Source organism: Bradyrhizobium genomosp. I (2014), from assembly GCF_000261685.1.
Lineage (GTDB): Bacteria > Pseudomonadota > Alphaproteobacteria > Rhizobiales > Xanthobacteraceae > Bradyrhizobium.
The window spans coordinates 22,349-35,260 of the sequence record NZ_AJQE01000175.1; the positions used below are offsets into that span (position 1 = coordinate 22,349).

Here is a 12,912-nt window from a genome sequence, read left to right on the forward strand (position 1 = left end):
CAATTGGATTGGCAGGACTTGGTTTGCGGCTCTGCTGGCGGCCATCTTCGTGACCGCACCCGTGAGTGCGGAGATCACGCCGCGCGGGCAGCGGTCCGCGAGCGACATCAAGTACGGCGAGTGGAAGAAGCTCTGCTTCAAGGCAGCCGGGGCCCCTCTGCTATGCAGGACCTCGATCTCGGGGACTTACGAGACCGGGCAGATGGCGGTTCGGATCGATCTGATCGAACGAGAGAAAGGCGGCAATGCGCGCGTGCAGATCTTCGTCCCCGTCGGCATGTATCTGCGAATTCCCGCCAAGCTGAAGGTTGATGCAGGCGCGATCAATCCGATTCCCTACAGTTGGTGCCTCAGCAACGGCTGCATCGCAGGCGACGTGGCGAGCCCGAAGCTGATCAAAGAGATGGAAGCGGGAAAGACTCTGACGCTGGAGGTTGTCGACTCCAATCTGCTGTCGCTCACGACCTCCATGTCTCTCTCGCAATTCCGCGTCGCTCACAACGGACCGCCGGCGCAGACGCTCGAGCAAGACATCGAGGAATGAACCGGCTCGCCGCCTCGCAGGTGCTCTCAGGCGTCGTACTCGGCAAGTCCATTGCGGTCGAGCAACACGATCTGCCGCTGAGTCGCCCCTTCGAACTTCAGCATCTTCCGGTCGCGCAGCGTGGAGCAGGTGCGCGAGACCGTCTCAAGCGTCAATCCGAGATAATCGGCGATGTCGCGACGGCTCATTGGCAGCACCAAGACCTTGGGATGGCCGAGCCGCTCGTCGATTTCGAGCAGGAACGCGGCCACGCGCTCCAGTGCCGTCTTTCGTCCCAGCAGAAGCATGTGATTTTCCGCATGCTGCAGGTTCCGCGTCACGAGACCAAGAAATATCGAGGCGCCCGACTCCCGGCTTCGCATCGTCTCGAGAAGGCTCCGTCGCTTGGTGATACGCACCCTGGTTTCAACGATCGCTTCAGCAGTGAATCGATGGGATGCGCCATTATCGAGCCCGAACATGTCGCCGGGCAGGTGGAACGAACTGATCTGGCGACGGCCGTCCGATAGCAGCTTGTAGGTGCGTACTGCGCCGGAGATGATCTGATAGACGTACTCCGTCTCCTCTCCTTCGCCGAAGACTTCCGTTCCTCTGCGGTATCGAAATTCACTGCAGAACACGCGCTCGCCTGCGAGTGCTGCGAGATGCCCGTCAACCGGACGGATGCTGGAGGTGTTGGTCCTGAGCAGCATCTGAAAAACTCCGACTGAATTAACAATGCACGAATGTTAGGCAGACGGCTGCCGAGCGAATTTGATCTGCAGCAATTTGAGTCCCCGCCTACGTATTCTCCCGGATCGGATTGCTAAAAACCGATAGGGAGCTGCAAAGGCGCGGGCTTGCGTCTGATCAACAACGCACGCCGAAACTCACTTAGCTTGCAGCAACTCTCGGGGTTGCGTCCCGCCGCGAGATCGACGCCGACAAGCGACCGGCCTGATCACATCTGGGCGCCACCTTTCTGTCGTAATTTGCGAATGCTTGAAAAGAAAACGAAATGCCTGCACGCTTGCCTGCATCCCTGATCTTGACCGTGCTTCTGCTCCTCGGCATTGCCGCTCAAAGCGCTCACGCAGCCGTCACGGTGCGAGTTCAGCTTTCCACCCAGACGATGCTGGTCGCCGTCGACGGGACCGAGTATGTGACTTGGCCAGTCTCGACGGCGCGGCGCGGATATCGCACGCCCACCGGCACGTATCGGCCTTATTCTCTCCAGCGCATGCATTACTCGAAGCTCTACGACTTCACACCGATGCCTTATTCGATCTTCTTCCACGGCGGATACGCGATTCATGGGACATTCGAGGTGCGCAATCTTGGACGTCCTGTGTCCCACGGCTGCATCCGGTTGGCGCCGGACCAAGCACAATCACTGTTCGAATTGATCCAGGCTCAGGGATCTCAGAATACAACGATTGAAATCTCGCCCTGAGGGCGCCATCTCGGCGGATGCTAACGATCCTAGCCGAGCCTCTGGACTGGCGTCGCCTCCGCAAAGCACCGACCCGGCACGTCGATGGGAGGCTTGCAGGCCGCTTTGCCGGATTTGAGCAGGTCTCGCGGTTGCAGACGCACCGGCACTTTGTCCAGCGCTCTCCGCTTCAATTGCACCGTCGGCAGCCTGTCGCTCTTCCCCGAGCGATTTGCGTTCTGTTCGAGGGCGGACTGAGATCCTGCCGAAAGGCCAGGCAGCGGAATGGCCTGGTGAACGGCCATCGCGGTCGTCATGCCCGCGATGTAGATGAGTGAATGCAACGTGAGTGTCTTGAAAAGCATGATGCTGCCCATTCCACTTGTGTCCGTTCTGGACATCGCCGCACGCGTTGGCGAAGGCTAGTTCGAGGTCGGGGGAGCAAGATTGATCTGACGCAAATTCTGGGCGGCCTCCGTAATTCTCCTCAGCGATCTCCATCGGACCGGTCAAACAAAACCCCGGCTCAAGGCCGGGGTTCTGTCCTCGCGCAGGCCGGAGCGCTGAATTCAGCGGCGCCCGACCCGGTTCACTGGGCCGCCGCGGTTCATCGGTGTTCCCGGCCGCACCGCTTCGCGAGCGGCTGCACGGGCGACCGGTCGCGGCCTGAGCACGACGCCCGGTCTGGCGACGCAACTCGGCGGATAGTCGATGTACTGGCAGTACACCACTGCGGCTGCCGGGCCACTGCTGGCCGAGAGACCTAGAATGACGAGGCAGGCACTGAGGGCGACCGAGGTGAAAAATTGGGACGGCTTCAAGAGCACCTCCTATTTGGCAACTACGAACGGCACGACGTGGGGCACAGCGCACGTGTCCATCGCTGGCTATGCACGCGGCGCCCCGCGAACCTCAGTAACAAGGCGGATAAGGATAGTACCCGCAGGCTCTCCGATAGCGGTACGTCCCATAAGCCGCAGCTCCCGCGGCGGCAGCGCCATAATAGGCGCGGCGATGCACACGGCGATTGACGCCCGCCACGCTCATTGGCGTCAGCGGTCGCCCAACCCTGGCTTCGGCACTATCCTGGGATACGGTGAGCAGGCTTGTCGATGATGGTCGGAGTGACAGCGGAGCTGCCACAAAGATCGATGCAACCGCGATCAGTCCAAGCCGCTTGGCAATTCGAGTCATGCTCGTCCCTCCCAATTGGTGGTGATGAGAGCTAACGTGAGGTCAGCCGTCGCCAGACCGTTGACAAAGATCAACAGAGCTCCAATTTAAGCAGCGGGAAAAGGGAGCCGACGTTTGTTCGGCGGCGCGCCAGGGCAACAGCAGGGCCCGCTGGTCCGCGCGCCCGCATACCGCCTCGACGGAGGCGATGAACGAGTTCATGGCTACAGGCCGAATGCCTATTCTTTGAGCCCGTCCGGATCAACCAAGCCAAGTCGCTCCGCGATCGACACAAGTTCTGCGAGCGAATGGACCCGCATCTTCTCCATCACCTGGTGTCGATGTGCTTTTATCGTTCGCTCCGTCGTTCCGAGTTCGTGCGCAATTTGCTTGTTGATCTTGCCATGCACGACCAGATCGAAAACCTGCCGTTCGCGGGGTGTCAGGGACGACACGAGCGCGCGAAATGCGTCGAGCCTGCTGCGCTGGCTCTGCGACACATTCTGGCGCGACATGGCGCGCTCTATCGCATCGATCAATTGCTCTGACGAGACCGGTTTCGTCAGAAAATCCTCGGCCCCGGCCTTGATCGTACGCACGGTCGTCGCGGTATCCGCATAGCCGGTAACAAAGATGATCGGCAACGTCGAACCGATCTCGATCAACCGGCTTTGTAGATCGGGACCGCTCAAGCCCGGTATCTTCACGTCGAGCAGCACGCAAGCGGGCTGCTCGACGCTCGGCAGACGCCCGAGCAATTCCTCCGCCGATGAATACGTTGCGACGTCGTAACCCGCCAGCCTCAGCCGGCGCTCTATCGCCGTCCGAAACGACGCATCGTCATCTACCACATGAACCAGGCCAGGCAATTCCACCTCTTAGCCGCGAGACCCTTGCCGGGCGTCCCTTGTGCTAGACGCCAGCGAAGTCAGTCAAATCAGAGGCAACTCCGTCAATCTGAACGACATTGTGCACAGCAAAACGGTTCAAATCGAAACATCGCTTCAAGTCGTGCATATCACTTGTCGGTCTTCTCATTCCGCGCACGCGACTTCGCCCCTGTCCCAAGGTACAATGTCCCCAGAGACAATGGACGAGAATATCTTCTTTAGTCGTAAATCAACCCTGGCGGGAATGGGATAGCGCGGCGCATTCCCGCATTGGAATTCCAGTCGATTCTGATCTGAGACCAATTCAACGATTCGTTGAGGAGTTGGCCATGTTTGTGCGCATCACAACCGATTCCACGCACCGTCCGAATTCACTTCGCGACCTTGGAATGACCAGCGGCTCGAATGCGACAGTTAGTTTGAGCGAATTTGCTTACAGGAAAGGAACCGAAATTTACGGCGAGAAGGAGCCCGCCGATTACGTGTATCAGGTCAAGACGGGCGCGGTGCGAAGCTACAAGCTCCTCTCTGACGGGCGGCGCCAAATCGGCGCATTTCACCTCGCCGGCGATATCTTCGGACTGGAGAACGGCAATTCGCACCGCTTCACGGCGGAGGCGATCGTGGACACCACCGTCCGGCTGATCCGCCGGCAAACCCTGGAGTTGGTGGCCGACAGCGATCCCGTCGTTGCCAACAACCTGCTCAACATGACGACGAACAACCTCCAGCACGCCGAAGACCACATGCTGCTGCTGGGGCGCAAGACATCGCTGGAGCGCGTCGCCGCTTTCGTGCTCGAGATGGACCAGCGCCTGACCGGAGCCGGCGTGATAGCTCTGCCGATGTCGCGCCGCGACATTGCCGACTATCTCGGCCTGACGCTGGAGACGGTCTCGCGCGCTCTATCGCGGTTGCATGAACTCGGCATCATCGGCTTTCTGGGGAATACGCAACGCCAGATCGTGCTGTCGGACCGTCGCAGGCTCACCACGATCGATCTGCAGGGCTGAGTGCGTCAGCCTCGGCCGTCGCAAGATGCTCCAGAGTCTTGCGCAGGACCTCGAACAGCACGGCGGTCGACCAGCCGAACAGAAGGATGCCGTTCATGGCGGTCATCGGCCCGATCAGCCGCCAAGCCTGAAGCGGCGTGATATCGCCATAACCCAGCGTGGTGTAATTGACGAAGGCGAAATAGAGCAGATCGGATCCGGCGGGCGCAGCGCCGAGAACCAGGTAGGCGACCGCCCAGACCAAAACTTCCAGCGTGTGCGCGAGCATGAGCACCGCTGCCGTTGCGACCATCACGGCCATCAATTGCAGCCTCGGTCGCGCGGTGTTGCTTAGCCCGACGGCTCGGGCGATGCTGACGGCGCCCACCGTCACGATCGCGTGGATCATGATGTTGATGGCGCTGACGAGACCGCCAGCGAGGAACTGGAGTACCATCCGAAGCGAACGTAGCTCAACTGTCCTTGCGGGAAGTCGGATCGAGGCGCCGCCTTTGCGCTCTCATACGCTTTATCTCCAATTTGAGCGCTTCGGCCTTCTCGTCACCCTGCTCCGCCTTGGTTTTCGGCGGCTCATCGCCGCGCAACTTTTCGAGCGCCTTCTCGACGGAGAGCTTGGTCGTTCCGGCCATGATGGTTTCTCCTCACGCGGTTGTTGCCGATGGCGATGCTGCTATCTCGCCAGTCCTCCGAACCAGGCACCGAAATAGCCGGCATAAAGGGCGGGCATCTCGAGATTCATCGAATGGCCGACGCCGGGCACGATCACCAGCCGGCAATCCGGCATCGCCGCCGCCATTGCTCGCAGATCCGCCGGCGGGATCCACCCATCCCGCTCTCCCCACAGCACCAGGTGCGGATGCCTGATCTCGGCCATCCGGCGCTCCAGCTCCTTGCCTTCCCACTCGCGGTTGAGGTTGATGGGCGTGCCGATCCAGATCCCTTCGGATACACCAAAGGTCTGATCGAGGATGCGCTCGAACAACGGCTGGATGTCTCCAAGCCCCTCTCGAAACCGCGGCACCGCGTCTGGCGCAAGGCTCTCGGGGACGAAGAGCGAAGACGCCGCCGTCGCCATCACCGCCCGCGTCACCTCCTTGCTCGCCATCATCGCGCGAAAGACACCGATCTGGTCGGCGTTGAAGGCCATGCCGAGCGGCGTGACGGGGTCGAGCGCGAATACCCTCCCGAACCGCTCCGGGTGCATCAGCAGCATCCGCGCAGCGATGATACCGCCGGTGGAGTGGGTGGCGAGGTGGCAGAACGCGATGCCGAGCGCATCGAGCGCGGCCAGCAGGTCCTGCGCATGTTGCTTCATCGAGTAGTTGGAATAGTCGGCAACCGGCTTCGGCCGGTCGCTGTCGCCGCAACCGCGCCAGTCGATCCCAATCACGCGCAGCCCTGAGGGAAACAGCGGTGCGGCGAGTTCGATCCAGTCCTTGCTGGCCAGATTGCCGTGGATGAAGACGACGGTGACGTCGCCTGCTCCCCACTGCCGCCAACCCAACTGGACCTCGCCCGCCTGCACCTTTGTCATGACCTATCCTACTTGTTCAGGCCGGCTGTGGGGGCGGCGCCGGGTGGCGTCGGCGCCACCGGCAAAGCCGAGACCACCGCGCCCTTGATCATGCGGTCCGTGCCGAGCGGAGAAGAGGTATCCACCGTCCCCCTGGTCACGAAGTCCACCACGTCGGCCGGGAATTCCACCGGATTGTCGGTATGGATGAAATGCCCGGTCTCGGGATAGATCTTCAGAATCGGCCGGTTGCCGGCATTGGTCATCCGCGTCATGAACGGCGTGATCACGTCCCGCCCGAGATCCGTCAGCCCGTTGAAGGCGGGCGTCGGGATGAACGGCTCCTTGTCGCCGAATGAGAGGAAGATCGGCGCCTTGATCTGGGTGAGCCGCTCGTAAAGGTTCTTCGGATCATCCTGCTGAAGCTCGGCCCCGATGGTGTAGATGTCGTAGATGAAGACGTTGCACCACTGTTCGAGCTCCTTCGGATCGCCTTTGATCAAGCCGACGCGCTGCTCGGTGTGGAAGCGGGCATACTCGCTGTCGCTGAAGAAGTAGCCGCTCTTGGCCGCGGACACCACGTTGGTCTCGGGATCGCGCTTCTTGAAGTAGAAGAAGTCGCGGACATTCTGCTCCGAACGCTTCATCTCGGCCTCGAGGATCCCTGTCGGGCCCCAGGTCGCCTTCCACTTGTCGAAGTCGTGGTCGAAGGCCGAATCGAACAGTCTGGCCTTCTTGTCCTTGGCGATTGTGATGTCGCGCGGATATTCCTCGAGGCCCGAGGGCGCCTCGAGTGCGAGACCTTGCACCGCATCCGGCCAGGTCAGAGCGTAACCCATCACGAATTGGCCACCAAGCGAATGACCCAGATAGAAGGCCTTCTTCACGCCCAGCTGGTTGACCACGAGGTCATGGATGACCTCGCGCATGTCCTGCATGGTGCGGGCCGGGCTCTTGTCGAGATTGCCGGGTCCCGACATGCCGTAGTGCGGCAGATCGGGCGCGATCACACGCACACCGCTGCGCAAGGCATATTGCATCACGTTGCCGTAGTGCCCGGCAAACGCGCCCTTGCCGTGGATGATGACAAGAACCTTCGGGTCCTTGTCGGTGCCGGCATATTCGTCCATGTAGCCGATCTGCCAGGAGTTGCCGCTCCTGTCCTTCGCGTTGGCGTATTTGACCGGATAGGGGTAGGTCACGAACTCCTTCCAGAAGGACTTCCTCGGATCGATGTTTTCCGCCACACCGGGCACGCGATAGTTCTTGTCTTCGAACGTCTGCGCGCGATCCAGCGCTGCCACATCATCCATGAAGGCGACGAACTTCGGCTCGTTCTTGCGCTGGTTGATGATCGGGAACACACCGTAATGCGCGACCGGGCTCTCCTGAGCGATGAGGTCTGCGCCTGGAACACGGTCGACGGCCTTCTCGGCCAGCTTAAAGTTCAGCCAGAGGTCGTTGGTGATGTGCATCACCAGCGTGCGCGCGCGAATGCGGCCGAGATAGGGATTGACGTTGTGGGTCTCGCCAACCCGGTTGCGCCAGACGAGATCGACGGCGTCGTAGAGCTTCGCGCGATTGATGACGTTCAGCGCCGCCTTCTCGTTCGGCGGATCCCAGTAGAAGATTTCGGGCTGCACCGCACTCCAGTTCTGAGTGGTACGGAAGGCAAAATCGTAGCCGGTCATGCCGAGAATCGACCAGCCGAACGCGAGACCCGGAACGGGGTGCTTCTCCTTGGGCAGCTTGTAATAGTCGCCCCTGGTCTGCTGCCACACCGGATCCGACTGGATTGCCGCCGTCATCATCTGGAAGGTCCAGTTGCCGACGGGATCGTCGCCGTCCGACTGCGTCGTGCCGCCGATCGGCATCAGCCCGCCCATGAATTCCGGATGCATGACGCCCCAGACATACGTCTGAGTGCCGCCCATGGAGACGCCGGTGATCAGCGCCGCGTGCGTGATCTTCAGGCCATCACGCAGCATGCGGTAATTGGCCTGCACCATGTCGTAATAGCTGTATTGCGGGAATTTGATCCCGAGCCCGTCCGACGGCTTACTCGCACCCCAGGTGCCGAGCGGGTCGACCATGACGACATAATAGCGATCGGTATCGATCGGCCGGCCCGGGCCGATGATCGGCACACCGCCGGACAAGGCAGCGCCCTTGACCCATTGCTCGTACATGTCGGTGGAATCGCCGGAGTAGTAGGAGTTGATGATCACGGCGTTGGTGATCTCCCCGGCCCCGTTGCGGCGCGGCGTTCCGACCGCGATGTAGGCGGTACGCAGCTTGCCGGCCCCGAGTGATTCCAGCGTGACGCCGCCCTCACCGCCATTCTCCCATTTCGAGGGATCGGCGAGGTCGTATTTACCGCCGAGACGGAAGTTCGCAATTTCGTAGGTCTTCTTCAGCTCGTCATGCTGCATCTGCGACGAGCGGCGCGTGAATGGCTGCGCGAGCGCAAGCGAGGTGCCGACCAGCAGCAGCAGAAAACTCACGAGAAGACGACGCATGGCCTGCCTCCCATTCATGGCAGATTCCTCCGGCAAATGTTCTGATCGAAGGCTAGGAGCGGCCACGCGGCATCCTTTGACTTAACTCAACGGATTGCCAAACTTCCGATCGAGGATGCTTCGGCACCAAATTACCCGCCGGATCGCCGCAATGCCCTTCCTCAGCCACGGCTCGTACCGGATTCGCTACGAGCTTGACGGCCCTGCCGGCGCGCCGGCCTACGTGCTCGTGAACGGTCTCACGCAATATGCCGAGCTATGGATCGCCTATCGCGACGCGCTCGTCGCACGGCGATTCCGCGTCGCAACCTTCGATCTGCTCGGTCAAGGCGAGTCCGACAAGCCCGCCCTCTTCATCAGCCAGGACGATCAGGTTGCAGCCCTGCACCTCCTGATCCAGGAGCTCGGCAGCGGGCCCGTGTTCCTGAGCGGCATCAGCTTCGGCGGTCTGATCGCGCTGCGCTATGCCATTGCACATGGCGAGCGATTGGCCGGGCTGGTGCCGATGAGCTGCTTTGCCGAGCTGCCACCGCAACTTTTCCTGCTCGGCAACGCGCTGCGCGCCGGCCTGATCCTCGGCGGGACGAGCTATCTGCAGGATCTGCTGCTGCCGATGAATGTCTCCGATCAATGGCTCGCGCCGGTGCTGGACAAGCTCGACAGCGTGAAACGGCAGGGCTGGCTCGTCAACGACGTTTACGCCCTGCAGAATCTGATGGAGTCCTTTCTCGACTTCCAACCGCTCACGTCGCAACTGCCGTCGATCGGCGTGCCGACGATGATCCTGAACGGTGAGTTCGACTTCCTCACCCCGCGCGCCCTGCACGAGACATTGCGCGTTCAGATTCCCGACAGCACCCTCGTCATCGTCCCGCGGGCCTATCATGCCTTCACGCTGGAGAAGCCGGCGCTGACGGCCGATCTGCTCGCCCGCTTCGCCGATGACGTGTTGGCCGGGCGCTGGCAGGGCAAAAAGGCCGTCTGGATCGCCCCGGAAGAGGCCGGTGGCGAGCTCATGCCGTTTCCAGCGGGTTACGATCATCTCCGTGCGATTCCAGTCCAGGGGACAACCGCATGAGCGCGTTCTTCGGCCCGATGGATGCGGAGGGCCGCGTGCCCGCCCGGCAGCAGACCCGCGTCGCGAGCTTCCTGGTCTCGGCTCACGGTGCGCTTGGGCGTCGCTTCGCTCTCGCCCTGCCTCCGAGGCTGGAATCAGCCTGGCAAGCCGAATTGAACGCGCAGTTCTACAACGAGTCCGAGATCGTTTCTCTGCTCCTGCGCTCAACCAGTTGGACGCCTGACCTCGCCTTGGCCTATCTCGCCGCGACTTGGGAGACCGCTTGGTTTCCTTCACCGGCGGAGGGGATTCCAGATCCGACCCTGGCTCTTGCCGTGGATCTTGCGACACTCGCTCACGCTGTCCACGCCGGCATCAGGCCGGCGGCGCTGCTTCCATTGGAGGCGAACGCGAACGATCCTTTCGCGATGGCGCTGCGTCGCGTCGAGTTCGAGAGTGGCCGACTGTTGCAGGCGCAAATCATGTTCCTGAAGGGCGAAAGCCTCATGCCGTTTCGCGATGCGGTGAGCACCACGCTCGAACGGCGCCACGCCGAGGTGCGCAAGCTATGGCGCGAGATGCTGGAGAGCATCGGTATTTCGCGCAGCGAGAATGATGCGAAGCCTTGACCCAAATCAAAGGATCGAGCCCGCCGCCCGCCAACATTCGGCTGACGAACTGACCGGAGCTCCGACCATGAAGGCCGTATCCGTCGAGGAAGCCGTCGCGATGATTCCAACCGGCGCGAGCATCATGATTGGCGGCTTCATGGGGGTCGGTACACCGGAACGTTTGCTCGACGAGGTCGTTCGTCAGAAAAAGAGCAACCTCACCATCATCAGCAACGATGCGGCCACGCCCGGTAAAGGCGTCGGCAAGCTGTTCGACGCAGCGCTGGTGTCGCGCCTGACCGCCACCCACATCGGCCTCAATCCCAAGGCGCAGCAGCAGATGCTGACCAACCAGGTCGCGATCGATCTGATTCCGCAAGGCACCTTCGCCGAGCGTATTCGCGCCGGCGGCTGCGGGCTCGGCGGCGTGCTCACGCCGACCGGCGTCGGCACGCTGGTCGCGGAAGGCAAGCGCCAGATCGAGGTCGACGGCAAGCCGTATCTGCTCGAAACCGCGCTGCGCGCGCAGTTCGCGCTGGTGCATGCCTTCCTCGCCGACTACCTCGGCAATCTCGCCTACGCGCTGACTTCCCGCAATTTCAACCCGGTGATGGCGATGGCGGCCGATACCGTGATCGTGACTGCGGAGCACATCGTGCCCGTTGGCGTCATTGCGCCCGATCACGTGATGACGCCTGCACCGCTCGTCGACTATCTCATCACCAATTCGAACGGGTGAATTCATGGACGCACAGGAGATCATCGCCCGGCGCGTCGCGCAGGAACTCAGGCCCGGCAACCTCGTCAATCTCGGCATCGGCATTCCGACGCTCGTCTCCAATTATGTCTCGCCCGACTTGAAAGTGTTTTTCCAATCCGAGAACGGATTGATCGGCACCGGCCCGATCCCCGAGCAGGGCCTGGAGCATCCTCTCCTCACCGACGCCGGCGGCCGGCCGATCAGTGCGCTGCCGGGCGCAAGCACGTTCGACAGTGCGATGTCGTTCGGCTTGATCCGCGGGGGGCACGTCGATGTCACCGTGCTCGGCGGCCTGCAGGTTGATGCGCACGGGCTTCTCGCCAATTGGATGATCCCCGGCAAGATGGTCCCGGGGATGGGCGGCGCGATGGACCTCGTCAGCGGTGCGAAGCGCGTCATCGTCGCCATGCAGCACGCGGCCAAGGGCAAATCGAAGATTGTAGAGAGATGCAACCTGCCCCTGACCTCTTCGCGGCCGGTGAGCCTGGTCGTCACCGATCTCGCCGTGATCGGCTTTCCCGATGGGAAGGCGACGCTGCTCGAGACCGCTCCAGGCATCGGCGTCGGAGAGGTCCTGGCGGTCACGGAGGCCGAACTCGTCGTTGGCGGTACCGTCCCCGAAATGAAGATTTGAGCGGGCGAGGCAACATGCGGATATTCAGCGACTTCAAGGAGATCAAGGCGGCGGTCGGCACCGAAATCGGTGTCAGCGACTGGATCGAGATCAGCCAGGAGCGCATCAATCAGTTTGCGGAAGCCACCTGCGACGAGCAGTGGATTCACGTCGATCAGGAGCGCGCCAAGGCGGAAATGCCCGGCGGCAAGACCATCGCGCACGGATTGTTGTCGCTGGCGCTCGCGCCACTGTTCATTCGATCCGTGATCGGACTGAAAGGCCTGCGCAATACGTTGAACTATGGCGCGGACCGGATCCGCTACCTGGCGCCAGTGCCAGCGGGATCCAAGCTACGAGGGCGCGTTACCATCGCGGAAACGGAGGACGTACCACCCGACGGCCTGCGCGTGAACTATCATCTCGTAATCGAAATCGAAGGCGGCAAAAGGCCGGCCTGTGTCGCCGAGCTGATCGCACTGCACTACCGGTAGGTGCTGGCAGGCGCACCAACCAGTCAATATGGCTCGCGGTAGTCGCGGTAGCTTCCGAAGGGGCGCCTTTGCGCCTGAGCGAAGTACGGATTTATCTCGCACATGGCCGCCCGGCCCAATGCTGACGCCCGACATTGCGGGATCGACGTGTAGCTGCAATCAATCCACTCACCGCCGCCCACAGACCCCTCATAGACTTTCATGCAGACCGGATACCGTGGGTCATAGGTCTGGGCCTGTCTCGATACAGAACCGATGACCAGCAACAACGTGCTCAGCACGGCGATACGCATGTTACCTCCAGTATCCGACCG

General features: G+C 61.6%; 17 protein-coding genes. 8 read left to right on the forward strand and 9 right to left on the reverse strand.

The genetic code is table 11. From position 1 onward, the window contains the following. Positions 1-49 precede the first annotated feature (49 nt). On the forward strand, positions 50-544 hold the full coding sequence (locus tag IC50_RS16820; RefSeq protein WP_244429600.1) for an invasion associated locus B family protein: 495 nt from the start codon (positions 50-52) through the stop codon (positions 542-544). A gap of 26 nt (positions 545-570) precedes the next feature. Here IC50_RS16820 and IC50_RS16825 read toward each other — a convergent pair whose 3' ends face one another. Beyond that, positions 571-1,236, reverse strand: coding sequence for a helix-turn-helix domain-containing protein (locus tag IC50_RS16825; protein WP_035706881.1), 666 nt, complete (start codon positions 1,234-1,236; stop codon positions 571-573). 305 nt (positions 1,237-1,541) lie between these two features. Between IC50_RS16825 and IC50_RS16830 the strand changes: the two genes are divergently transcribed. Next, complete coding sequence (locus IC50_RS16830) at positions 1,542-1,976, forward strand: L,D-transpeptidase (RefSeq protein WP_035706884.1); 435 nt, start codon at positions 1,542-1,544, stop codon at positions 1,974-1,976. Positions 1,977-2,005: 29 nt separating this feature from the next. Here IC50_RS16830 and IC50_RS16835 read toward each other — a convergent pair whose 3' ends face one another. From IC50_RS16835 to IC50_RS16845, 3 genes are all read right to left on the reverse strand, one after another. Further along, on the reverse strand, positions 2,006-2,332 hold the full coding sequence (locus IC50_RS16835) for a hypothetical protein (protein ID WP_035706888.1): 327 nt from the start codon (positions 2,330-2,332) through the stop codon (positions 2,006-2,008). Between the two features lie 192 nt (positions 2,333-2,524). Then, on the reverse strand, positions 2,525-2,725 hold the full coding sequence (locus IC50_RS43105) for a hypothetical protein (protein WP_085973805.1): 201 nt from the start codon (positions 2,723-2,725) through the stop codon (positions 2,525-2,527). 642 nt (positions 2,726-3,367) lie between these two features. Further along, positions 3,368-3,997 carry a response regulator transcription factor gene (locus IC50_RS16845; RefSeq protein WP_035706988.1) on the reverse strand — a complete coding sequence of 210 codons (630 nt, stop codon included), beginning with the start codon at positions 3,995-3,997 and terminating at the stop codon, positions 3,368-3,370. Between the two features lie 350 nt (positions 3,998-4,347). Between IC50_RS16845 and IC50_RS16850 the strand changes: the two genes are divergently transcribed. Continuing rightward, complete coding sequence (locus IC50_RS16850; protein ID WP_035706894.1) at positions 4,348-5,031, forward strand: helix-turn-helix domain-containing protein; 684 nt, start codon at positions 4,348-4,350, stop codon at positions 5,029-5,031. Here the strand turns inward: IC50_RS16850 and IC50_RS16855 are convergent. Genes IC50_RS16855 through IC50_RS16865 form a run of 4 tightly spaced genes read right to left on the reverse strand, consistent with a single transcriptional unit; the run spans position 5,006 to position 9,081 of the window. Continuing rightward, the gene (locus IC50_RS16855) at positions 5,006-5,467 is read right to left on the reverse strand and encodes a potassium channel family protein (RefSeq protein ID WP_035706897.1); all 462 of its coding nucleotides are present in this window, start codon (positions 5,465-5,467) and stop codon (positions 5,006-5,008) included. The two genes, IC50_RS16850 and IC50_RS16855, sit on opposite strands and share 26 nt — an antisense overlap. A gap of 16 nt (positions 5,468-5,483) precedes the next feature. After that, on the reverse strand, positions 5,484-5,660 hold the full coding sequence (locus tag IC50_RS42490; RefSeq protein WP_193374125.1) for a hypothetical protein: 177 nt from the start codon (positions 5,658-5,660) through the stop codon (positions 5,484-5,486). Positions 5,661-5,701: 41 nt separating this feature from the next. Then, positions 5,702-6,565 (reverse strand): alpha/beta fold hydrolase, encoded by an 864-nt coding sequence (locus tag IC50_RS16860; RefSeq protein ID WP_035706900.1) that lies wholly within the window; start codon positions 6,563-6,565, stop codon positions 5,702-5,704. Positions 6,566-6,573: 8 nt separating this feature from the next. Then, on the reverse strand, positions 6,574-9,081 hold the full coding sequence (locus IC50_RS16865) for an alpha/beta hydrolase (protein WP_035706903.1): 2,508 nt from the start codon (positions 9,079-9,081) through the stop codon (positions 6,574-6,576). A 133-nt stretch (positions 9,082-9,214) separates the two neighbouring features. On the opposite strand from IC50_RS16865, the gene IC50_RS16870 reads away from it, so the two are divergent. From IC50_RS16870 to IC50_RS16890, 5 genes are all read left to right on the forward strand, one after another. Then, positions 9,215-10,141, forward strand: a complete 927-nt coding sequence (locus IC50_RS16870; protein WP_035706907.1) for an alpha/beta fold hydrolase — start codon at positions 9,215-9,217, stop codon at positions 10,139-10,141. 152 nt (positions 10,142-10,293) lie between these two features. Then, positions 10,294-10,749, forward strand: coding sequence for a hypothetical protein (locus tag IC50_RS16875; protein WP_244429601.1), 456 nt, complete (start codon positions 10,294-10,296; stop codon positions 10,747-10,749). Positions 10,750-10,816: 67 nt separating this feature from the next. Continuing rightward, on the forward strand, positions 10,817-11,470 hold the full coding sequence (locus IC50_RS16880) for a CoA transferase subunit A (RefSeq protein WP_035706914.1): 654 nt from the start codon (positions 10,817-10,819) through the stop codon (positions 11,468-11,470). A 4-nt stretch (positions 11,471-11,474) separates the two neighbouring features. Then, a complete protein-coding gene (locus IC50_RS16885) occupies positions 11,475-12,125 on the forward strand; it encodes a 3-oxoacid CoA-transferase subunit B (protein ID WP_035706917.1) in 651 nt (216 codons plus the stop codon). Positions 12,126-12,139: 14 nt separating this feature from the next. Beyond that, positions 12,140-12,598, forward strand: a complete 459-nt coding sequence (locus IC50_RS16890; RefSeq protein WP_035706920.1) for a MaoC family dehydratase — start codon at positions 12,140-12,142, stop codon at positions 12,596-12,598. A gap of 23 nt (positions 12,599-12,621) precedes the next feature. Here the strand turns inward: IC50_RS16890 and IC50_RS16895 are convergent, their stop codons facing one another. Beyond that, positions 12,622-12,891 carry a DUF3551 domain-containing protein gene (locus IC50_RS16895; RefSeq protein ID WP_035706923.1) on the reverse strand — a complete coding sequence of 90 codons (270 nt, stop codon included), beginning with the start codon at positions 12,889-12,891 and terminating at the stop codon, positions 12,622-12,624. Positions 12,892-12,912 lie beyond the last annotated feature (21 nt).

Excerpts from the sequence above, each read along its gene's own strand:
- IC50_RS16825 (WP_035706881.1), bottom strand. The coding sequence starts at position 1,236 with ATGCTGCTCAGGACCAACACCTCCAGCATCCGTCCGGTTGACGGGCAT.
- IC50_RS16830 (WP_035706884.1), top strand. The coding sequence starts at position 1,542 with ATGCCTGCACGCTTGCCTGCATCCCTGATCTTGACCGTGCTTCTGCTC.
- IC50_RS16835 (WP_035706888.1), bottom strand. The coding sequence starts at position 2,332 with ATGGGCAGCATCATGCTTTTCAAGACACTCACGTTGCATTCACTCATC.
- IC50_RS16850 (WP_035706894.1), top strand. The coding sequence starts at position 4,348 with ATGTTTGTGCGCATCACAACCGATTCCACGCACCGTCCGAATTCACTT.
- IC50_RS16855 (WP_035706897.1), bottom strand. The coding sequence starts at position 5,467 with ATGGTACTCCAGTTCCTCGCTGGCGGTCTCGTCAGCGCCATCAACATC.
- IC50_RS42490 (WP_193374125.1), bottom strand. The coding sequence starts at position 5,660 with ATGGCCGGAACGACCAAGCTCTCCGTCGAGAAGGCGCTCGAAAAGTTG.
- IC50_RS16860 (WP_035706900.1), bottom strand. The coding sequence starts at position 6,565 with ATGACAAAGGTGCAGGCGGGCGAGGTCCAGTTGGGTTGGCGGCAGTGG.
- IC50_RS16865 (WP_035706903.1), bottom strand. The coding sequence starts at position 9,081 with ATGAATGGGAGGCAGGCCATGCGTCGTCTTCTCGTGAGTTTTCTGCTG.
- IC50_RS16870 (WP_035706907.1), top strand. The coding sequence starts at position 9,215 with ATGCCCTTCCTCAGCCACGGCTCGTACCGGATTCGCTACGAGCTTGAC.
- IC50_RS16880 (WP_035706914.1), top strand. The coding sequence starts at position 10,817 with ATGAAGGCCGTATCCGTCGAGGAAGCCGTCGCGATGATTCCAACCGGC.
- IC50_RS16885 (WP_035706917.1), top strand. The coding sequence starts at position 11,475 with ATGGACGCACAGGAGATCATCGCCCGGCGCGTCGCGCAGGAACTCAGG.
- IC50_RS16890 (WP_035706920.1), top strand. The coding sequence starts at position 12,140 with ATGCGGATATTCAGCGACTTCAAGGAGATCAAGGCGGCGGTCGGCACC.
- IC50_RS16895 (WP_035706923.1), bottom strand. The coding sequence starts at position 12,891 with ATGCGTATCGCCGTGCTGAGCACGTTGTTGCTGGTCATCGGTTCTGTA.